Origin of the sequence: Kitasatospora aureofaciens (assembly GCF_019192735.1) — a bacterium.
Lineage (GTDB): Bacteria > Actinomycetota > Actinomycetes > Streptomycetales > Streptomycetaceae > Kitasatospora > Kitasatospora aureofaciens_A.
The window spans coordinates 1-20,983 of the sequence record NZ_JAHTKP010000072.1; the positions used below are offsets into that span (position 1 = coordinate 1).

Genomic DNA, 20,983 nt, shown 5'->3' on the forward strand with positions numbered 1-20,983 from the left:
CGACACCGTCCAGTCCTGTCTCAACGTCGCCCGCTGCACCGGCATCACGGTCTGGGGCATCCGCGACAGCGACTCCTGGCGCACCGGCGAGAACCCGCTGCTGTTCGACAACAACGGCAACAAGAAGCCCGCCTACAACGACGTCCTCTCCACGCTTCGCAGCGCCGGCGGCACGTCGGGCGGTGGCACGCCGGGCGGCGGGATCACCCCGGGCGCCGTCTACATGATCTCCGCGGTGGGCGCCTCCGGTCGCGTCCTCGACGAGTTCGCCGGGCAGAACGGCAACGGCGCCCCGCTCCAGGTGTGGGACGCCGGCGGCGCCGCCAACCAGCAGTGGCGGGCCGCCAGGAACGACGACGGCTCCTACACCTTCACCAACCTCGCCAGCGGCAAGGTCCTGGACGAGCCGGGCGGCCGGACGGCCAACGGCACGCAGCCACTGGTGTGGGAGGCCCACGGCGGTGCCAACCAGCGCTGGAAGGCCAACCGCAACAGCGACGGCTCGTACACCCTCGTCAACGTCGCCAGCGGCCGCGCCCTGGAGACCCCCGGCGGCCAGACCGGCAACGGCACCCGCGTCCAGATCTGGGACTCCTGGGGCGGCGCCAACCAGCACTGGAACCTCCGCCCGTCCGGGTCGTCCGCCCCGGCCCCGACCCCGGCAGAGCCCGCCCCGAGCGGAACCTGCGCCCTGCCGTCGACGTACCACTGGTCCTCGACGGGCGCGCTGGCGCAGCCCGCGAACGGCTGGAGCGCGGTGAAGGACTTCACCGACGTGGTCTACAACGGCAAGCACCTGGTGTACGCGTCGAACGTGTCCGGGAAGTCCTACGGCTCGATGGCGTTCGCCCCCTTCACCAACTGGTCGGACATGGCCTCCGCCCCGCAGATCGGGATGAACCAGGCCGCCGTGGCGCCGACGATCTTCTACTTCGCGCCCAAGAAGATCTGGGTGCTCGCCTACCAGTGGGGTCCGTGGCCGTTCGTCTACCGCACCTCCAGCGACCCGACCAACCCGAACGGCTGGTCCGAGCCGCAGCCGCTGTTCACCGGCAGCCTGCCCAAGTCCAGCACGGGGCCGATCGACCAGACCCTGATCGCCGACGACCAGAACATGTACCTGTTCTTCGCCGGTGACAACGGCAGCATCTACCGGGCGAGCATGCCCATCGGCAACTTCCCGGGCAACTTCGGCTCCTCGTACACGACGGTCATGACCGACACCCCGGAGAACCTGTTCGAGGCTCCGCAGGTCTACAAGGTCAAGGGCCAGAACCAGTACCTCATGATCGTCGAGGCCCGCGGCGCCCACGAGCAGCGCTACTTCCGCTCCTTCACCGCCACCAGCCTCAACGGCACCTGGACCCCGCAGGCCGCCACCGAGGCCAACCCCTTCGCCGGCAAGGCCAACAGCGGCGCCACCTGGACCAACGACATCAGCCACGGCGACCTCGTCCGCAACAACCCCGACCAGACCATGACCATCGACCCCTGCAACCTGCAGCTTCTCTACCAGGGCAAGAGCCCCAACGCCACGGGCCCCTACGACCAACTCCCCTGGCGCCCCGGCCTCCTCACCCTCCAGCGCTGACCCGACCAGGCACGGGAGCCCCGCCGGACACCGGCGGGGCTCCCCGCGTCGTGCCACGGGCCGTGAAGCCGAGGGGATGTGCTCCCCTTCCGACGTCCCGGCCGCAGCCCTCGGCCCGGCCCGGTGGATGCCCGAGACGAAGGGCGTCGAACTCGGCGAGACGCAGACCGAGGCCGTCCGCGTGTGGCACCGTCGGGCATGGAACCGTCCAGGGGCACCCGGTGCCCCACCCTCAGGAAGGCGACCGCCACCTTGCTCCCCGAACTCCACCCGGGCCGTGCCGAAGCGCTCCTCTTCGACTGGGACGGCACGCTCGTCGACAGCCAGTACGCCAACTACCGGGCCATGGCGGACGCCCTCGCCCCGTACGGGGTGACGCTCGACCAGGAGTGGTTCGACGCCCGGACCGGGCTCTCCTCCGCCGACATGGTCCGGGTGCTGGCGCAGCGCGGCGATCCCCGGGCGGCCCTGCCCGTGGAGGAGATCGTCGCGGACCGGGACCGGCGCTTCCTGGCGGACGCGGCCCGGATCCGGGTCCACCCGGAGGTCGCGGAGGTTGTGAGCGCTCACCACGGGACGCTCCCGCTGGCGGTGGCGTCCGGCGGCGCACGCCTGGTCATCGAGACGACCATGCGCCACCTCCCGTACCAGGGCCTGTTCAGCGCCGTCGTCACCCGCGACGAGGTCCGGCGGGGCAAGTCCGCCCCCGACATCTTCCTGAGGGCCGCGGCCGCCCTGGGCGTCCCGCCCGAGCGGTGCGTCGTGTACGAGGACAGCGACGAGGGCATCGAGGCCGCCCACGCGGCCCGCATGGCGGTCATCGACGTCCGGCCGGTCACCCGTCGGGCCCGCTGAGCCTCGGCGGCGTTCCCGCGAGAACGTCGCTGCCCTCCGCGTAGAATGGGAGCGCTCCCAGATCATCCGTCCGGAAGGCTCCGCATGCCCGCGCCCGTCATCCGCCCGTACCGCCCCGAGGACCGGGGCGCCGTCTTCGACATCTGCATGCGCACCGCCGAGGCCGGTGGCGACGCCCGCGGCATCTACCGCGACCAGGACTTGCTGCCGAACATCTTCGCCGCGCCCTACACGGAGCTGGAACCGGACCTGGCCTTCGTCCTCGACGACGGGGCCGGGCCGGTCGGCTACGTGCTGGGGACCAGCGACACCCCGCGCTTCGTCCGCGAGTTCCGCCTCACGTGGCTGCCCGTGGTCGCCGATCGCCATCCGCTCCCGGCCGGCGAGCCGACGACCCCCGACGAGGTGATGACGGCGTTCCTGCACCGGCCGGAGCGGATGCTCGTCCCCGAGGTCGCGGACTACCCGGCCCACCTGCACATCGACCTGCTGCCCGACTACCAGGGCCGCGGCCACGGCCGCGCCCTGCTGACCGAGCTGTTCGCCGCCCTGGCCGGGGCCGGGGCGGAGCGGGTCCACCTGGCGATGGTCACGGCGAACACGGCGGCGCGCGCCTTCTACGACCGGATGGGCTTCCGCGAGATCCCCGTCGCCGACCCCGGTCCCGTGACCTACCTCGGCCGGGCCACGAGCTGAACGAGGGGCTCGCGCCCGCTACCGGTCAGTCACGCGGACGCCCCCACGGGGCGAAGGTCAGCGGCGGGTTGGCGTTGCGCACCAGGGTCTTGGCCTGCTCCGGCCACCAGGCGCCGGCCGCCGGGTCGACGGTGCCGTACTCGGGGTCGACGGTGCCGCCGGGGATGTTGCGGTTGCACTGGCCGTCCGACTGGCCGACGGTCTTGATCCACAGGTAGGCGTCGACCAGCGGGGTTCCCGTATTCGCGGTGGGCCGGTCGCCGAGGCCCCGGTCCGGCGGGTTGCACCAGGTCTGCGGGTCTCCGGCGTACTTGCCGGCCGGCGGGGTCCAGGGGCCCTGCCCGTTGCGCCCGGTGTCGACGACGAAGTGGGTGAGCTCGTTCACCGGCGGGGTGCCGACGGTCTGCTGGTACCACTGGTCGGTCCAGTGCCAGGTGCTGGGGTCGTCCACGTCGACCGCGTTGCCCGGCTTCCCGTCGTTGGGCGCGGCCGGCGAGAAGTACTGGCCGGCGCACAGGTCGGTGCGCCCGCGCGCGGACTCCGGGCCCTTGGTGGTGTACCAGAGGCACTTGGACACCCAGGTGCCGTAGCGGTCGGACGGGCCGGTGGCGAAGAAGTTGGAGACGTTCAGCGAGAAGCCCTGGGCGCGTTCGACACCCGCGTCGAGCAGGCGCTTGGTGGCGGTGCCGACGCTCTGCCAATGGCTGTTGCCCGCGTCGACGTAGACCACCGTGCCGGGCTGCCGCTCCAGGGCGTCGATGCCGTGGCGGAGGTCGGCGATGCGTCCGGCCGTGATCGCGCCCGTGGGGTCGGTGGTCGGGGAGCAGTCGGAGGGCAGGTTGGCGAGGGCGTCCGGTTCGAGGACGACCACGGCCTTGCTCTTGCCGATGCCGCGGGCCAGGGCCGAGATCCACGCCTGGTACTCCGCGTCGGACTGCGCTCCTCCGCTGGAGTACTGGGAGCAGTCCCGCAGCGGGACGTTGTAGGCCACGATGACCGGGACGGTGCCCGTCCAGGCGGCGCGGCGGACCAGGGTACGGGCCCGGGACTCCACCTCCGCGGGCGTGCCGTCGGTGAACCAGACGGCCTCCGGCCAGCTGGCGAGCTGGGCCATGGCGGTGGCGCCCGCGAAGTCGTGCTCCAGCAGGGAGCGGACGGCCTGCTTCGCGGCGTCGCTGTCCGGCTGGACGTAGAACCGGGTGTCGGCGGGCAGGGTGTGGCCGGAGGCCGGCCGGTCCTGCGCCTGCGCCTGGCCCGGTACGGCGAGCGCGGTCAGCAGGGCGGCCAGCGCGACCGGGACCAACGGGCGGGGGATGGTGCGAGGTCTCATCGGTTTCCTCAGGTGGGCCGCCCGGGACCGGACAGGGCCAACAGCCGGCCCCGGGCGGGTGGATGTGATCCGGCGTCAGTAGCCGTAGATCAGCTTGTAGGCGACCTCGGGCAGGAACTGCCCGGCGGTCGATCCGCTGCCGGTGCCGCAGTTGCCGTCGGACTCGCCGGGGGACTTGACCCACAGCAGCATCTCGGGGCCACCGCCGGCGCGGGTGGTGGGCGTGCCGATCCGGCGCCCCGGCGGGTTGCACCAGGTGCCGTCCGACCCGTTGCCGTTGCGGCTGGTGTCGACCACGTACGGCTTGGTGTACCCGTACGAGGACTTCAGCGCCGCGCTGATGTCGTTGCCGTAGGCGGTGTTCTGCCCCGTGGGGTAGAAGTTCGAGACGTTCAGCGAGAACCCGTGGGCCCCCGCCACTCCGGCGTCGGCCAGCAGCCTGGCCATGGTGGGGGCGCTCAGCCAGGCGGGGTTCCCGGCGTCCAGGTAGACCCAGGTGTTGGGGGCCTTGGCGTTGAACTGGGCGACGGCGTTGCGCAGCATGGCGTTGCGCTCGGAGACCTGGGCGGGCGTCATGCAGCTCTCGTGCCCGAGCGCGTCGGGTTCGAGGACGACCAGGGCGGGCCGGTTGCCGATGCCGCTGGCGAACGCGGCGATCCAGGTGTCGTAGTCGGCGGCGGAGCCCGCCCCGCCGCCGGACTGCCCGGCGCAGATGTCCCGGTTGGGGATGTTGTACGCCACCAGGATCGGCAGCTTCCCGCCGGAGGCGGCGGCTCCGACGTACGCGCCGGTGGCGGTCCCGATGGGGCCGCTCCAGTTCCCGAACCAGCGCGCGGCCGGCACGTTGGCGATCGAGGACCGGATGGCGGCGGTCCGGCCGTCCCCGGGGTGGGAGTTGACCCACTGCTGGGCGCTGGAGTCGGGGTCGGCGTAGAAGCCGCTGGTCATGGTGGTGGGGTCGGCCGCGTGGGCGGTTCCCGGGTCGAGCCCGACCAGGAGGGCGGTCAGCGTGGGCGCGATGAGCAGAGCCGTGCGGCGGCGTGGGCGGCGCATGGGGCTTCCTCCGCTGGGGGTGGGGTGGGGGGAGGTGGAAGCGCTTCCATTTGCCAGATGATTGGGCGTCCCCGAGGCGATGTCAAGGGACCGCGTTTTACTTTTCCTTGGGCCCAAATCGCTATACAGTCCGGACTGGAAGCGCTTCCAGTCTGGCTGGATGTGAACGGTAACATTGTGCAACGGCTTCAAGTCGAGGTGAAGACACGATGACGGACGATCCGACGCCCCGAAGGCCCACCCTGGACGAGGTCGCCGAGCGGGCCGGCGTGTCCCGCACCGCGGCGTCCAGGGTGCTGAACAACGCCCCGAATGTGAGCCGCGCCAAGCGCGAGGCGGTCCTGAGCGCGATCAGCGAGCTCGGGTACGTCCCCAACCCGACGGCCCGCGCCCTGGCCACGCAGCAGGCGGGGGCCGTGGCACTGATCATCTCCGGGGAGGACCCGGCGGTGCTGGCCGACCCGTTCTACGGGCAGGTCATCGCGGGCGCCTCGACCGTCCTGGAGGAGACCGACCTGCACCTGGTGCTGTGCCTGGCGACCTCCGCCCGGGGGCAGGTCCGGGTCAGGCAACTGCTGCGGGCGCGGGCGGTGGACGGGGTGATGCTGATGTCCCTGCGCGGGGACGATCCGCTGACCAGCCTGGCCCTGGCCGCCGGCGTCCCCGCCGTCTTCGGGGGAAAGCCGCTGCACTGCGAGGTCCCGTACTACGTCGACGTGGACAACGTGCTCGGCGCCCGGCAGGCGACGGAGCACCTGATCTCCCGCGGCCGCACCCGGATCGCGACCCTCACCGGACCGCTGGACACCGAGGTCGGCCAGGCCCGCAGGCGCGGCTACCTGGAGGCCATGACCCTCGCGGGCCTCCCCTACCGGGCGGAGGAGGGCGGCGACTTCACCGAGCGCGGCGGGGTCGCGGCCATGGAGGCGCTGCTGGCCCGCCATCCGGACCTGGACGCGGTGTTCGCCGCCAACGACAACATGGCGGCCGGAGCCCTGCGGGTGCTGCACCGTGCGGGCCGGGCCGTTCCGGCCGAGGTCGCCGTGGCCGGGTTCGACGGTCTGACGGTGTCCGAGAACACCGAGCCGCCGCTGACCACGGTCCACCAGCCGATACGGAACCTCGGCCGGGAGATGACCCGCATGCTGCTCGCGCTGATCGCGGGCGAGCGCCCGAGCCCGCTGATCCTGCCCACCACACTGGTCCAGCGCGACTCCACCTGACCCGCCACCGTCCCACCGCCCGCCCCACCGCACCCAACCGCAACCGACCGCCGACCCACCGCTGCGCCGCCCCTGCGGCCCGGCCGGTCGGCCGCGCGCCCGACCGGCCGCACGACGGCCGACGATCCGTCAAAACCACCTCTTGACAGCCGCCCACCACCCGGAGCAGGGTGTCGCTCAGCCGCTTTTGGGAGCGCTCCCATTACACGCTCCGTGTTCTGCGCCCCCCGATCACACTCCGATCACCCTCCGATCACGCCTTCGACCACGCCCTTCGGGCGGTCCCCCGCTCTCCTCGCGTACGTCCCACCCACCACCCCAGGAGATTCCATGTCCCCGCACCGCCGCTCCCGCAGAACCGCCGCCCTGGTCTCCGCCGTCGCCGTCACCGCGGTGCTGGCGACCGGGTGTTCCTCCTCCGGGTCCGGATCGGACGACGACCCGAACGCCAAGGTCACGCTCAGCGTGGGCGACTTCGGCACCTTCGGCTACAAGGAGGCCGGGCTCTTCGACGAGTACATGAAGGCCCACCCCAACATCACCATCACGGAGAACACCACCACCGTGGAGGGCGACTACTGGACCGCCCTCCAGACCCGGCTCTCCGGCGGCGGTCTCGACGACATCCAGGCGCTGGAGGTGAGCCGGATCGCCCTGGCCACCTCCGACCAGCTCAGCAACGCGTTCACCGACATGTCCAAGGCCCCGGGCGTCGAGAAGGACGCCTACCTGCCGTGGAAGTGGCAGCAGGCCACCACCTCCGACGGCCGCACCGTCGCCCTCGGCACCGACGTCGGCCCGATGGCGATCTGCTACCGCCAGGACCTGTTCGCCGCCGCCGGCCTGCCCACCGACCCCGCCCAGGTCAGCGCCCTGTGGGCGGGCGACTGGGCGAAGTACGTGGAGGTGGGCCGCCAGTACCAGGCCAAGGCCCCCAAGGACACCTTCTTCATGGACACCGCCACCGGCCTGTACAACGGCGTGCTCTCCTCCAACTCCGAGCAGTACTACCGAAACGGCAAGCTCGCCTACAAGGACTCGGCCGGCGTGCAGAAGGGCTGGAAGCTGGCTTCCGAAGCCGTCCAGGCCGGAGTCAGCCAGGGGCTCAAGGAGTTCGACACCCCCTGGCAGACGGCCTTCTCCAACTCCACCTTCGCCACCACGGTCTGCCCGTCCTGGCAGCAGGCGAACATCGAGAAGTACTCCGGCCCCGCCAACGCCGGCAAGTGGAACGTCGCGCAGGCGCCCGCCGCCGGCAACTGGGGCGGCTCCTTCCTCGCGGTGCCGTCCTCCGGCAAGCACGTCGCCCAGGCCCAGGCGCTGGCCGTCTGGCTGACCCAGCCCGAGCAGCAGGCCAAGGTCTTCCAGAAGGTCGGCAACATCCCGGCCAACCAGAAGGCGTACGCGCTGCCCGGCGTCACCGACTTCACCAACCCGTACATCGGCCCGAACGCCCCCACCGGCAAGATCTTCTCCACCGCCGCGAAGGCCATCACGCCGGCCGAGACGGGCCCGCACCACGGCGACCTGCACGGAGCGTTCAGCAACGGCGTGCTGTTGATGGAGCAGAACCACAAGAGCCCCGAGGAAGCGTGGGCCGCCACCGTCAAGCAGGTGGAGAGCACCGTCCAGTAGCCGCGAGCGCGCCGCGCCGTACGGGCCGCAGCCGCACCCGGACCGTACGGCGGCGCGACACCACGGGCAGCCGGACCGGCTGCCCGCCCTCGCCCTCTCCCCTGCCCCTGCCCCATCAATGACCGACGCGTCGAGCCACCCGGCGGCCGACACGGCACGGAGGAAACCTGTGGCCACCCCCACTCGCACGGGCCGGAGCGACCCGCCCGGCCCACCGCCCACCACCACGACCCAGGCCCGCCGCCCGGCGCCGAGCGGCCTGCGCAGCCGCCTGCACCGCTGGGACCACCGCGTCTCGCCCTACGTGTTCGTCGCGCCGTTCTTCCTGGTGTTCGCCGTCTTCGGCCTCTTCCCGCTGCTCTACACCGGCTGGCTGTCACTGCACCGGGTCAGCCTCTACAACGTGGACAAGGCCGACTGGGTCGGGTTCCAGAACTACTGGGACCTGTTCTTCGGCGCGCCGAGCCACTACTTCTGGAACGCCCTGGGCAACACCGTCACCCTCGGCCTGCTGTCAACCGTCCCCCAACTGCTGGCCGCGCTCGGCCTCGCGCACCTGCTCAACTACAAGCTCCCGGCGCGCGGCTTCTTCCGCACCGCGCTGCTCGCGCCGTACGCGACCTCGGTGGCCGCCGCGACCCTGGTGTTCGCGCTGGTCTTCAGCCCCGAGGGCGGCATGGCCAACTGGCTGCTCAGCCTGGTGGGAGCGGGCCCGGTCCGCTGGGAGGCGGGCCCGTGGAGCTCGCAGTTCGCCATCTCGGTGATCGTCATCTGGCGGTGGACCGGCTACAACGCGCTGATCTACCTCGCCGCGATGCAGGCGATCCCCCGCGACCTGTACGAGGCCGCCGCGATCGACGGTGCCAGCCGCTGGCAGCAGTTCCGCAACGTCACCATCCCCCAGCTGCGCCCCACCATCCTGTTCACCGTCGTGGTCTCCTTCATCGGGGCCACCCAACTCTTCGGCGAGCCCTACCTGTTCGGCGGCCAGAGCGGCCACCAGGGCGGCGCGGACCACCAGTACGAGACCCTCGGCGTCTTCATGTACGACCAGGGCTTCCACAGCAGCATGCTCGGCCGCGCCTCCGCCATCGCCTGGATCATGTTCGGCCTGCTCCTGCTGGTCGGCCTGGCCAACACCCTCATCGCCCGCCGCCTGCGCTCCGCCAAGTGAGCGGGAAGGAACGCCCATGACCACCGTCCCCGCCTCCGACTCCCCCGCCCGCCGCCTCCGGAAGGGGACGCCCCGGCCGCGTGCCCGGGGTGCGGGCGGCCAGCACCGGGCCGGACCGTTCGCGCTGGCGACACTGATCCTGGTCTCGGTCGCCTCGCTGTTCCCGCTGTACTGGACGCTCGTGGCGGCCTCCAGCGACGGCCACCGGGTGATCGCCACGCCGCCTCCGCTGGTGCCCGGCGGGAACCTGTTCCACAACATCGGCTACGTCTGGGAGCACGCCGGAGCGCGCGGCATGGGCGTCGCGCTGCTCAACTCGACGCTGGTCGCCGGCACCGTCGCGCTCAGTACCGTGGCCTTCTCCGTGCTGGCCGGCTTCGCCTTCGCCAAGCTCCGCTTCCCCGGCCGCGGCGCGCTGCTCGCGCTGGTGGTCTCCACCATGGCGGTGCCCGCCCAGGTCAGCATCGTCCCCCTGTTCATCCTGATGAAGCACCTGGGACTGGGCAACCAGCTCGGCGCGCTGATCCTGCCCACCCTCGTCACCGCCTTCGGCGTGTTCTTCATGCGCCAGTACCTCACCCAGGCCCTGCCCACCGAACTGCTGGAGGCCGCCCGGGTCGACGGTGCGAACTCGCTGCGGGTCGTGTGGCACGTCGTCGTCCCGGTCGCCCGGCCGGCGATGGCGGTGCTGGGCATGCTCACCTTCGTGCAGTCCTGGAACGACTTCCTGTGGCCGATCATCGCCATGAACGGTGCCATCAACCCCACCGTCCAGGTCGCCCTGGCCGGGCTGGGCACCGGCTGGTCCACCGACTGGTCGATCATCACCGCCGGCGCGCTCGTCGGCACCCTGCCGCTGCTGCTGGTGTTCACCGTCTTCGGCCGACAGATCGTCGGCGGCATCACCCAGGGTGCACTGAAGGGCTGACCATCCGTCACCCCCGCCCCGAGCCCCGTCACCCCCACCTCCTTGGAGCACGAACCCCATGACCGTGACCACCCCGTCCGTCCCCGTCCACCGCGCCCTGCCCGCGGGCTTCGCCTGGGGTGCGGCCACCGCCGCGTACCAGATCGAGGGCGCCGTCACCGAAGGCGGCCGCACCCCCTCCATCTGGGACACCTTCAGCCACACCCCCGGCAAGACCGAGAACGGCGACACCGGCGACACCGCCGTCGACCACTACCACCGCTTCCGCGACGACGTCCGCCTCATGGCCGACCTCGGCCTCACCACCTACCGCTTCTCCCTCGCCTGGCCCCGGATCCAGCCCACCGGACGCGGCCCCGCCTCCCAGGCCGGCCTCGACTTCTACCGCGCCCTCACGGACGAGCTCCTCAGCCACGGCATCACCCCCGTCGCCACCCTCTACCACTGGGACCTCCCCCAGGAGCTGGAGGACGCCGGCGGCTGGCCCCACCGCGACACCGCCCACCGCTTCGCCGAATACACCGCCCTGGCCGCCGAAGCCCTCGGCGACCGGATCTCCACCTGGACCACCCTCAACGAGCCCTGGTGCAGCGCCTTCCTCGGCTACGGCTCGGGCGTCCACGCCCCCGGCCGTACCGACCCCGCCGACGCCCTCAAGGCCGCCCACCACCTCAACCTCGGCCACGGCCTCGCCGTCGGCGCCCTGCGCGCCGCCCTCCCGGGTGCCTCCCGGATCGCCGTCTCGCTGAACCTGCACGCCGTCCGCCCGCTCAGCGATCACCCCGACGACCTGGAGGCGGCCCGCCGGATCGACGCCGTCGGCAACCGCGTCTTCACCAGCCCCATGTTCAAGGGCCGCTACGACGAGGACCTCCTCAAGGACACCGCCCACGTCGTCAGGTGGGAGGAACTGGTCCACGACGGCGACCTCGCCGAGATCTCCCGCCCCATCGACCTGCTCGGCCTCAACTACTACAACCCCACCGTGGTCTCCTCCGCGGAGAACGCCAAGAACCTCGCGCGCCACGACGGGCACGGTGACAGCCCCCACAGCCCCTGGCCGGGCTCCGAGGACGTCGCCTTCCACCGCGCCAACGACGACCTGACGGCGATGGGCTGGCCGATCGACCCGACCGGGCTCTCCGACACCCTCACCGCCCTGCACCGGGAGTTCGGCCTGCCCCTGCTCGTCACCGAGAACGGCGCCGCCTTCGAGGACGTGCTCGACGCCGACGGCGCCGTCCACGACCCCGAGCGCATCCGCTACCTGGAGAGCCACCTCGGCGCCGTCGCCGACGCCATCGAGGCCGGCGCCGACGTCCGCGGGTACTACCTGTGGTCCCTCATGGACAACTTCGAGTGGGCGTACGGGTACGGCAAGCGCTTCGGCATCGTCCACGTCGACTACGCCACCCAGAAGCGCACCCCCAAGTCCAGCGCCCGCTGGTACTCCCAGGTCATCCGCCGGGGCGGCCTGGCCTGACCCCCCGTCTCCGCAGTCATTCACCCACCCACGGGTCGTTGCCCGGCCCGCAGGCGCCGGGCAACGACCCGTGGACGGGGCTTCAACCAGAGCGTGAACATCCCCGATGGCACGGGGGCGGCACGGCGCCGTCACGCCGACGAACAGAGGAACACCGTTGACCGCGTCCGGCTTGCGCAAGATCTGCCTGGCCCTGCCCACCCACCGAGAATGCGTCGCCACCATCGCCGAAGTGGCGGCGGAGGCCTCCTACGCCATCGACCGATTCGACGTCGAGGTCGTGTACGTGATCCTCGACTCCTCCGACCCGGCAACCTTCCGTCGGCATGCCGCCGCCGTCGACGCCCTCCCCACCACGGCGAACCTCACCGTGCTGCACCTCGACGAGGAGAGGCAACGCGACTTCCTGTCCGGGGTGATCGCTCGCTCCGGGCACCCGCAGCCGGAGCTGATCATGGATCTCATGCTGCCGAAGGCGGTCTCCTACGGGGCGTGCACCAATCGTGCCTTCCTGATCGCGGCTTCGCTGGGCTGCGACTCGGTGCACCGGCGCGACTCGGACATCGAGTTCCAGAAGCACGGCATCGGCCCGATCTTCCCCGTGCACCACGAACTGATCGCGCTGGGAAGGCCGGCCGCCGAAGTCGCGGCGTACGTCAGCGAGGTGGATCTCGATCCGGCCGACAGGGACAAGCCCGTGGTGACCGTCGGCGCCTCCTACATCGGCGAGATGTCGGTCGACATCGAGGAGATCAAGCAGTTGAACCCGCAGGCGTACCACGACATCGTCAGCCTCTGGGCCGCCGAGGGCACCACGGAGGAGGACAAGCGCGCGCTCGTCGCGGAGTCGTTCACGGGGGCCGCCGACGAGCCGTTCGTCCAGGACCACTCGATCCTCTGCCTCGTCGACCCGATGCGGGTCGACATGGGCAACATCAGCTACCACCGGGTGCACGAGGAGATCCCGTTGCCGCCGATGACCGAGACCATCGGCAGCGACTACTTCCTCATCCACCTGGTCCCGGACAGCCGCCTCCCCGGTGTGCTCCACAACCGGCACGTCGTCAACCTGCACACGCCCGACCGCAAGACGGACGCGGCCTTCCATCCCTACCATCTCCGGCTGGCGAAGTTCTTCCTGTCGATGCTCTACCTCCATGTGATCTACCAGCGCATGCGGGAGGAGGGGCAGCGCCTGCTCGGCCCCGGGTACCGGATCCGTTCCGAACGCATCGCCGCCATCGTCCGGGAGGCCGCCCGGCTCGATCAGGCACCGAACATCCGGCGGCTCGACCAGCTCGAACTGGCGTACCGGACGCTGGGCGGACGCTATGCGGTCTTCGCCGAGCGCCTCGGGGCGCGCCGCGACCAGCTCCTGGCCGAGGCCGAGAGGGACATGACGGACTTCGCCCTGCTGATCGACGCCTGGGCCTCCCTGGTCGCCGCGGCCAAGGCGGCGGACCGGCCCGCCGGGGAGTCCGGCCGATGCTGATGAGCTCCGAGTTGCGAACCGCTCTGACGACGGCCACCGACGACGAGATCCTCTTCGATCTCGCCGCCATCGACACAGGCCTGGCACGGCTCGTCCGTGAACTGCCGGGCGTGGAGGTGCGCTTCGCCGTCAAGGCGTGCCCGGTCGACGAGGTGCTGGAGGTGCTGGCCCACGGCGGTGCGGGATTCGACGCCGCGAGCCCTCACGAGATCGCACAGGCGCTGCGTACGGGCGGTGACGCCCGTCTGATCCACTACGGCAACACCGTCAAGTCGGATCAGGACATCGTTGCCGCCCACCGCATGGGAGTGCGCGAGTTCGCCACCGACAGCGTTCCGGACGTACGGGCCATCGCCGCACACGCCCCCGGGGCGCGGGTGTTCTGCCGCCTCGCCACCACCGGCGCGGGCGCCCTGTGGCCGCTGAACGGAAAGCACGGGTGCAGCCCGCAGGACGCGGTGACCGTGCTGGAGACGGCCCGTGCGTACGGCCTCACCCCGAGCGGGCTGTCCCTGCACGTGGGATCGCAGCAGATGGACCCGGGCGCGTGGAGATCCGCCGTCACCGCACTCACCGAGGCGATCGCCGTGCTGCGGGAGCGCGGCATCCACCTCGACCACGTCAATCTCGGCGGAGGCCTTCCCGCCCTCGGCTACCGCGACCGGCAGGGGAAGCCGCTGCGCCCCGATCTGGACGGCATCCTCGCGGAGATCCGGGACGGCATGCGGCGGCTCCGCCGCGCGAGCGCACGCCCGCTTCGCTTCGTCCTCGAACCGGGCCGCCACCTCGTCGCCGACCACGGCGTGATCCGGGCCCGCGTCGTGCGCCTCACCGAGCGTCAGCAGCGCGACGGGAAGCGCCGGCACTGGCTCTACCTGAGCTGCGGCAGGTTCAACGGGCTCTACGAGATGGACCAGTTGCAGTACCCGCTGGTCTTCCCGACGCACCGCGGCGGCCCCATGGTACCCGCCGTCATCGCCGGTCCGACCTGCGACAGCGACGACGCGTACGCGGCAGCGCATCCCGTCCCGGTGCCCGCCGCTGTCACCTCGGGCGACCCGGTGTGGATCCTGACGGCCGGCGCCTACTCGGTCAGCTATCTGACCAGCGGATTCAACGGCTTCCCGCCGATACCCCGCCGCGCCGTGCGCGCCGCGGTCCTGGATGAAGCGGGCAGCCGATGACCGTCGTGCCACGTCCCGTCACCGAGGAGGACTGGCCCGGCATCGTGGCGCTGGAGACCCAAACCTATGCGGGAAGCGGCCTGTCGGAGTCGCCGGAGGCTCTCGTGAGCCGGATGAACCGGAGCACCTCCTACGTCCTCGCGGACGGACGGCGAATCCTCGGCTACGCCCTGTCCTTGCCGTACCCCCGGTTCCGCTTCCCGGATCTGGCCCACGCCGACACGACGCCCTTCATCTCCACCAACCTGCACCTGCACGACCTCGTCGTCGGACCCGACCACCGCCGACTGGGGCTGGGCGGGCGGCTCCTGGGCCATCTGATGGCCGAGGCGCGCCGGCAGGCGTACGAGGTGGTGTCGCTCGTCGCCGTGGGAGACGCCGCCGGTTTCTGGGCGGCGCGCGGCTTCCTCCGGCATCCCGAGATCACGCTGCCGGCCGCCTACGGCCCGGGGGCGACGTACATGTCCTGGCTCCTCCGAGCAGAGGACTGAGCGGAGGGCCGACGAGCAGGGCGGCACCGCAGACGTCGACCGCTCCTGTGGCACCCCGGGGCTCGTGCCCCGGGGCGCCACAGCCCTTTCGACGGCTGTCGGGCAGTGGGGGCGCGCCGCGGCGTGGACGAAACTTTCGAAGCATGGCATGGCACTTTCGTCGAGTTGGTCGCAGGAAAGTGCCCCGGGGAGCTTGAGTTCAGCTGGTGCGCATGGCCGTCACGGGCTTGGCCTGCGCATTCACGGTAGGGGTGCGGCCGAGGACGGAACGAATCTGTCGCTCCTATTGTCGAAAGCGTTGACACCTTGTCGGGGGCAGGCCAACACTGTCGCCGTCGGCACGTCCCAGCGGCCTCGGATCGATCGACGCCGCCTGTCCGCCAACTGTCGGCGGACTCAGGTGTGTTGACGACAGGTCGGTTCTGCGCGTTTCGCCGGGCGACGGCACCCCACCCCTTCGCGGTCGCCCGGTGACTCAGGACCGCCACCACCCCCATCCCCCAGCAGGACGGATCACGCTCGTGAACCTCCCCCACTCCTGGAGCCGCAGGATCGGCCGCCGCTGGCGGCTCGCAGGCAAGGCACGCATGCTCGCACCGGCCCTCGCGGTCGTCCTGATCACGCCCGGCACCGCCGAGGCCGCGACCGTCACCACGAACCAGACGGGCACCGACGGCGGATACTTCTACTCGTTCTGGACCGAGGGCAGCGGCGCGGCCTCGATGTCCCTGAACGGCGGCGGCAACTACGGGACCTCGTGGTCCAGCGCGGGCAACTTCGTCGCCGGCAAGGGCTGGAGCACCGGGTCCCGCAACCCGGTGTCCTACTCGGGCACGTGGAGCACCAACGGCAACGCCTACCTGTCGCTCTACGGCTGGACCACCAACCCTCTCGTCGAGTACTACATCGTCGAGAACTACGGCTCCTACAAGCCCACCGGCGCCTACAAGGGCACCGTCACCACCGACGGCGACACCTACGACGTCTACGAGACGACGCGCTACAACGCCCCCTCCATCGAAGGCATCAGGACCTTCAACCAGTACTGGAGCGTCCGTCGGGCCAAGCGGACCGGCGGGACCATCACCGTCGGAAACCACTTCGACGCGTGGGCCAGGTCCGGCATGAACCTCGGCACGATGAACTACGAGATCCTGGCCACCGAGGGCTACCAGAGCAGCGGCAACTCCAACATCACGCTGGGCACCTCCACCGGCGGGGGCGGCGGGGGCGGCTGCACCGCGACGCTGTCGGCCGGCTCCTCGTGGAGCGACCGCTACAACCTGAACGTCTCGGTCACCGGAACCAGCGCCTGGAAGGTGACCGTGCACGTCCCCGCCCCGGAGACGGTCAGCTCGACCTGGAACGTCAACGCGTCCTACCCCGACGCCCAGACGCTGGTCGCCACTCCCAACGGCGCGGGCGACAACTGGGGCATGACCATCATGAAGAACGGCAGCACCACCTGGCCGACGGTCTCCTGCGACAAGAGCTGACCTACGGTGCCGGATCTCCGCCGCACGACGACGGTCGCGCGCACCCTTGTGAGCGCTCACACACCGTCTCTGACAGCCCGTCCGTTCACCGAGGAGGTTTCCCCTTGCGTAAGCACCTGTCCGTGATGCTCACCGCCCTGACCGCCGCGGCTGCGCTCGTCGCCCCCGCGCAGGCGGCCGTTCCGGCGGCCGCCGGCTGCGCCCTTCCGTCGACGTACCACTGGTCCTCCAGCGGCGCGCTGGCGCAGCCCGCCCACGGCTGGGCCTCGCTGAAGGACTTCACCAACGTCACGTACAACGGCAAGCACCTGGTGTACGCATCGAACGTGTCCGGGAAGTCCTACGGCTCGATGATGTTCAGCCCCTTCGGCAACTGGTCGGACATGGCCTCCGCCCCGCAGATCGGGATGAACCAGGCCGCCGTGGCGCCGACGATCTTCTACTTCGCGCCCAAGAAGATCTGGGTGCTCGCCTACCAGTGGGGCGCGTGGCCGTTCATCTACCGCACCTCCAGCGACCCGACCAACCCCAACGGCTGGTCCGCGCCGCAGCCCCTGTTCACCGGCAGTATCCCGGGCTCCGGCACCGGCCCGATCGACCAGACCCTGATCGCCGACGACCACAACATGTACCTGTTCTTCGCCGGCGACAACGGCAGCATCTACCGGGCCAGCATGCCCATCGGCAACTTCCCGGGCAACTTCGGCTCCTCGTACACCACCGTCATGACCGACACGGTGAAGAACCTCTTCGAAGCACCCCAGGTCTACAAGGTCAAGGGCCAGAACCAGTACCTCATGATCGTCGAAGCCCGCGGCGCCAACGAGCAACGCTACTTCCGCTCCTTCACCGCCACCAGCCTCAACGGCACCTGGACCCCGCAGGCCGCCACCGAGGCCAACCCCTTCGCCGGCAAGGCCAACAGCGGCGCCACCTGGACCAACGACATCAGCCACGGCGACCTCGTCCGCAACAACCCCGACCAGACCATGACCATCGACCCCTGCAACCTCCAACTCCTCTACCAGGGCATGACCCCCGGCTCCACCGCCCCCTACGACCAACTCCCCTGGCGCCCCGGCCTCCTCACCCTGCGACGCTGACCGGAACGGGCCCGCCCGTGACGGGCGGGCCCGTTCCGGACCGTTCGCGCCGATCCGTGGTGGCCGGCGCCGTCGGACACCACGGGAAGCACCCGGCCGCCGTACGCACGGTGGCCGGGTGCTTCCGGTGTCACGACCGCCGGATCGGCGTGAGGACGAGGGTGAAGTCGGCGGTGCCGAGTTCGAGCCGGTGCTCCGGCAGGACGCCGGGGCCGCACGCGGCGCTGCCCAGGCCGTGGACGGCGTGGTCGGTGTGCAGGTGGACCACCGGTCCCGGGGTCAGCTCCGTCCGGTGCCGGGCCTCGGCGAGCTGCCGGTCGGTCCAGCGGCGGGCGGAGAGGTGGAAGAGCTCCTCGCCCTGGACGCGGACGGCTCCCGCTGCCCCGTCGCTGATCTCGGCCCACCGCACGTCCGCCCGGTTGCCGTTCTCCTGCGGGCGCACGTAGGGCGTCTGCAACTGGTCGACCGTGGCGCGGAAGCGTCCCACCCGGGCCGCGTGCCGCGAGTCGGGGTACGCCTCGCCGGGCCCCGCGCCGAACCACTCGACGAGCGACCAGTCTGCGGGCAGCTGCCAGTCGAGGCCGATCCGGGCCAGGGAACGCGATGCGCCCCGGCGGACCAGTTCCCGGAACTCCCCGGGCGGCAGGGCGGCGTCCACCAGGCTCTCGGCCTCGTGGTCCTCCCGCTCGGGCCAGTGGCCGACCGGCTCGGCGTGCACGCGCAGCCGCAGGCTCGTCCCGTCGCTGCTCCAGCGGTACGTCGTCAGGTAGCCGCAGCTGACCGCGGCGGCGGCGCTGCGGACCACGACGGTCAGGCCGTCGGCGCCGGGGGTGACGGAGACCGTGCGGTGGCGCAGCCGGTCCAGGCCGCGGTCCTTCCAGTAGGCGGCGTCCTGCTGGGACCAGCCGCGGTCGTTGTCGGTGGGAGCGCGCCACAGGTTCAAGCGCGGTCCCTGGAGGGGCAGTTCGCCGAGGCCGAGCAGGAGCCCGGTGTCGGGGTCGAAGCGGCCCGGGCCGAGCCGGACGCTCCCGTCCTCGGTGTGAGCGCTCACAAGGAGCCCCTCCGAACGGCTGCGGTCCGGTGCGGAGCGCGGGAGCTGGCCCCAGGCGACGAGGTGCCCCTCGGGAGCCCAGTCGGTGGCCTTGGCCAGCTCCGCCCGTACGGTGAGCCAGAGTTCGCCCTCCCCGTCCTCCCCCGGGGGCAGGTCGGGCGCGGGCAGCGGCAGCCGGCCGCGTTCCCCGGGGGCCAGCCTCAGCGTGGGCAGGTCGCCCCGGGCCAGCTCGGTGCCCTCGCGCTCCAGCAACCAGGTGAACCGCAGATGGGACAGGTCCAGCACCTGGTAACGGTTCTCCACGCTCAGCGTCCCGGGCTCCGGGCCGGGGCCGATGCGCACGGGGGCGTTGACCCTGGCGTACTCCAGCAGGCCCGGAGAGGGGGTGCGGTCGGGGAAGACCAGGCCGTCGCAGATGAAGTTGCCGTCGTGCAGGTCCTCGCCGAAGTCGCCGCCGTAGCCGAAGAATTCGCGCCCCTCGGCGTCGTGCGTGCGCAGTCCCTGGTCGATCCACTCCCACACCCAGCCGCCCTGCACCCGCGGGTACTCGTCGCACAGCCGCTCGTACTCGGCGAGGGCGCCCGGGCCGTTGCCCATCGCGTGGGCGAACTCGGTGAGCAGGTACGGCTTGCGGTTGCGCGGATCGTCCGCCGGGTCGCCGGACCCGGCCCGCGCGGGGTACGAGATCTCGCCCGGGAGCAGTTCCCCGCGCCCGATGCGCGCCACAGCCGCGGGCGTACGGTACATCTCGCCGAACACGTCGGTGTACTCGGCGAGCCGGTCGCCCTCGTAGTGGACCGGGCGCGAGGGGTCGCGCCGGTGGAGCCAGTCGGCCATCGCCCGCAGGTTCCGGCCGTCCCCCGCCTCGTTGCCCAGCGACCAGAGGATGATGCTCGGGCGGTTCTTGTCCCGCTCGACCGTGCGCTCGATGCGGTCCAGGCAGGCGGTGCGCCAGCGGGGGTCGTCGCAGGGATTGCGCTGCCAGCGTTCCTGGTCGGCGTACTCGAACCCGTGGGTCTCCAGGTCGCATTCGAGCACGACGTACAGCCCGAGTTCGTCGCACAGGTCGAGGAAGGCGGGGTGCGGCGGGTAGTGGGAGGTGCGGACGGAGTTGATGTTGTGCCGCTTCATCAACTCCACGTCGCGGCGCATGGTCTCCAGGGAGAGGGTGCGGCCGTGGTCGGGGTCGAACTCGTGCCGGTTGACCCCGCGCAGCACGACGCGGCGCCCGTTGACCCGGAGCACGCCGTGCTCGTCCACGGCGACGGTACGGAACCCGAACCTGACCCGGACGCGTTCGGTCGCCGTGGACAGCTCGGCATCGTACAGGTGCGGGTCCTCCGCGCTCCACGGCCGTACCTCCGGCAGCCGGAACTCGCCCTCGGCCGGCCGGTCGTCGATCCCGAGGTCCGGCACGGTGATCCGCACGGGCGCGTCCGTGTCCACGCTCACCCGCAGGAGGCCCGCCCCGGTGGCCGCGTCGTAGTCGGCCCGGACGAAGGCGTCCCGGATGCCGCCGGCCGGGCGGGCCAGCAACCGGACGTCGCGGAAGATGCCCGACAGGCGCCAGGTGTCCTGGTCCTCCAGGTACGTGCCGGCGGAGAACTGGTGCACCCTGACCGCCAGCACGTTGCGCCCCGGCCGCAGCGCGGCGGTCACGTCGAACTCCACCGGCAGTCGGCTGCCGTACGTCACCCCGAGTTCCGTCCCGTTCAGCCAGACCCGGGCGCAGGAGTCCACACCCTCGAAGCGCACCACGGCGGGCACGCCGTCCCAGGACCCGGGCAGGTCGAAGACCCGGCGGTAGTCCCCGGTCTCGTTCTCGTCCGGGACGAACGGCGGGTCCAGGGGGATGGGGTAGGCGACGTTGACGTAGACCGGCCGGCCGTGGCCGCGCAGCTGCCAGTGCGAGGGGACGGGCAGGGCGTCCCAGGAGCCGTCGTCGAACTCCGGCTCCTGGAAGCCGTCCGGTTCGCTGCGCAGCGTCGGCGAGAACCGGAACGCCCACGGCCCGTTGAGATCGATCGCAGGAGCGTCGGAATCCAGGACCGCACGCGGGGCGAGCCCGCCACGGCCGATCGCGAAGTCCTCGAAGTAGCGTGCCGGCATGCGGAATTCCTCCGGAGGGTCTCGGCTTGTGCGCGCGACCGTACTATCGAAGGCTTCTTCCGGGAAGTGCCGCCCCGCCACCGCCGGCC

15 protein-coding genes and 1 pseudogene are annotated in these 20,983 nt (G+C 71.4%); 13 read left to right on the plus strand and 3 right to left on the minus strand.

Translation table 11 applies throughout. The features are described 5' to 3' along the window. The 3 genes from KV557_RS36195 to KV557_RS36205 all read left to right on the plus strand — a co-directional run. On the plus strand, window positions 1–1,591 hold a 1,591-nt coding region (locus KV557_RS36195; protein WP_218205844.1), incomplete at its 5' end, for a non-reducing end alpha-L-arabinofuranosidase family hydrolase. Window positions 1,592–1,843: 252 nt separating this feature from the next. Next, window positions 1,844–2,446, plus strand: coding sequence for an HAD family hydrolase (locus KV557_RS36200; protein ID WP_218205845.1), 603 nt, complete (start codon window positions 1,844–1,846; stop codon window positions 2,444–2,446). An 84-nt stretch (window positions 2,447–2,530) separates the two neighbouring features. Continuing rightward, on the plus strand, window positions 2,531–3,142 hold the full coding sequence (locus tag KV557_RS36205; protein ID WP_218205846.1) for a GNAT family N-acetyltransferase: 612 nt from the start codon (window positions 2,531–2,533) through the stop codon (window positions 3,140–3,142). A gap of 25 nt (window positions 3,143–3,167) precedes the next feature. On the opposite strand, the gene KV557_RS36210 is transcribed toward KV557_RS36205, so the two are convergent. Then, complete coding sequence (locus KV557_RS36210; protein WP_218205847.1) at window positions 3,168–4,472, minus strand: glycoside hydrolase family 6 protein; 1,305 nt, start codon at window positions 4,470–4,472, stop codon at window positions 3,168–3,170. A gap of 75 nt (window positions 4,473–4,547) precedes the next feature. Continuing rightward, entirely contained in the window at window positions 4,548–5,525 is a 978-nt protein-coding gene (locus KV557_RS36215) for a glycoside hydrolase family 6 protein (protein ID WP_218205848.1), read from the minus strand. Between the two features lie 209 nt (window positions 5,526–5,734). On the opposite strand from KV557_RS36215, the gene KV557_RS36220 reads away from it, so the two are divergent. The 10 genes and pseudogenes from KV557_RS36220 to KV557_RS36265 all read left to right on the plus strand — a co-directional run. Then, window positions 5,735–6,748, plus strand: a complete 1,014-nt coding sequence (locus KV557_RS36220) for a LacI family DNA-binding transcriptional regulator (RefSeq protein ID WP_218205849.1) — start codon at window positions 5,735–5,737, stop codon at window positions 6,746–6,748. Window positions 6,749–7,078: 330 nt separating this feature from the next. Further along, a complete protein-coding gene (locus KV557_RS36225) occupies window positions 7,079–8,383 on the plus strand; it encodes an ABC transporter substrate-binding protein (protein ID WP_218205850.1) in 1,305 nt (434 codons plus the stop codon). 118 nt (window positions 8,384–8,501) lie between these two features. Then, window positions 8,502–9,557, plus strand: a complete 1,056-nt coding sequence (locus tag KV557_RS36230; RefSeq protein ID WP_218205851.1) for a carbohydrate ABC transporter permease — start codon at window positions 8,502–8,504, stop codon at window positions 9,555–9,557. 16 nt (window positions 9,558–9,573) lie between these two features. Then, window positions 9,574–10,485: a carbohydrate ABC transporter permease gene (locus tag KV557_RS36235; RefSeq protein ID WP_218205852.1), complete on the plus strand. Its 912-nt coding sequence runs from the start codon at window positions 9,574–9,576 to the stop codon at window positions 10,483–10,485. Between the two features lie 58 nt (window positions 10,486–10,543). Then, window positions 10,544–11,968: a GH1 family beta-glucosidase gene (locus tag KV557_RS36240; protein WP_218205853.1), complete on the plus strand. Its 1,425-nt coding sequence runs from the start codon at window positions 10,544–10,546 to the stop codon at window positions 11,966–11,968. 172 nt (window positions 11,969–12,140) lie between these two features. Continuing rightward, a complete protein-coding gene (locus KV557_RS36245; RefSeq protein WP_218205865.1) occupies window positions 12,141–13,460 on the plus strand; it encodes a DUF6271 family protein in 1,320 nt (439 codons plus the stop codon). Then, the gene (locus KV557_RS36250) at window positions 13,454–14,644 is read left to right on the plus strand and encodes a type III PLP-dependent enzyme (RefSeq protein ID WP_218205854.1); all 1,191 of its coding nucleotides are present in this window, start codon (window positions 13,454–13,456) and stop codon (window positions 14,642–14,644) included. Before KV557_RS36245 ends, KV557_RS36250 begins: the two co-directional genes overlap by 7 nt. After that, on the plus strand, window positions 14,641–15,135 hold the full coding sequence (locus KV557_RS36255; protein ID WP_218205855.1) for a GNAT family N-acetyltransferase: 495 nt from the start codon (window positions 14,641–14,643) through the stop codon (window positions 15,133–15,135). Before KV557_RS36250 ends, KV557_RS36255 begins: the two co-directional genes overlap by 4 nt. Before the next feature lie 587 nt (window positions 15,136–15,722). Next, a complete protein-coding gene (locus tag KV557_RS36260; protein ID WP_218205866.1) occupies window positions 15,723–16,631 on the plus strand; it encodes a glycoside hydrolase family 11 protein in 909 nt (302 codons plus the stop codon). Window positions 16,632–16,828: 197 nt separating this feature from the next. Then, window positions 16,829–17,734 (plus strand): annotated as a pseudogene (locus KV557_RS36265) (non-reducing end alpha-L-arabinofuranosidase family hydrolase); the annotation flags it as partial. Window positions 17,735–17,864: 130 nt separating this feature from the next. Here the strand turns inward: KV557_RS36265 and KV557_RS36270 are convergent. Next, window positions 17,865–20,894, minus strand: coding sequence for a glycoside hydrolase family 2 TIM barrel-domain containing protein (locus KV557_RS36270; RefSeq protein WP_218205856.1), 3,030 nt, complete (start codon window positions 20,892–20,894; stop codon window positions 17,865–17,867). Window positions 20,895–20,983 lie beyond the last annotated feature (89 nt).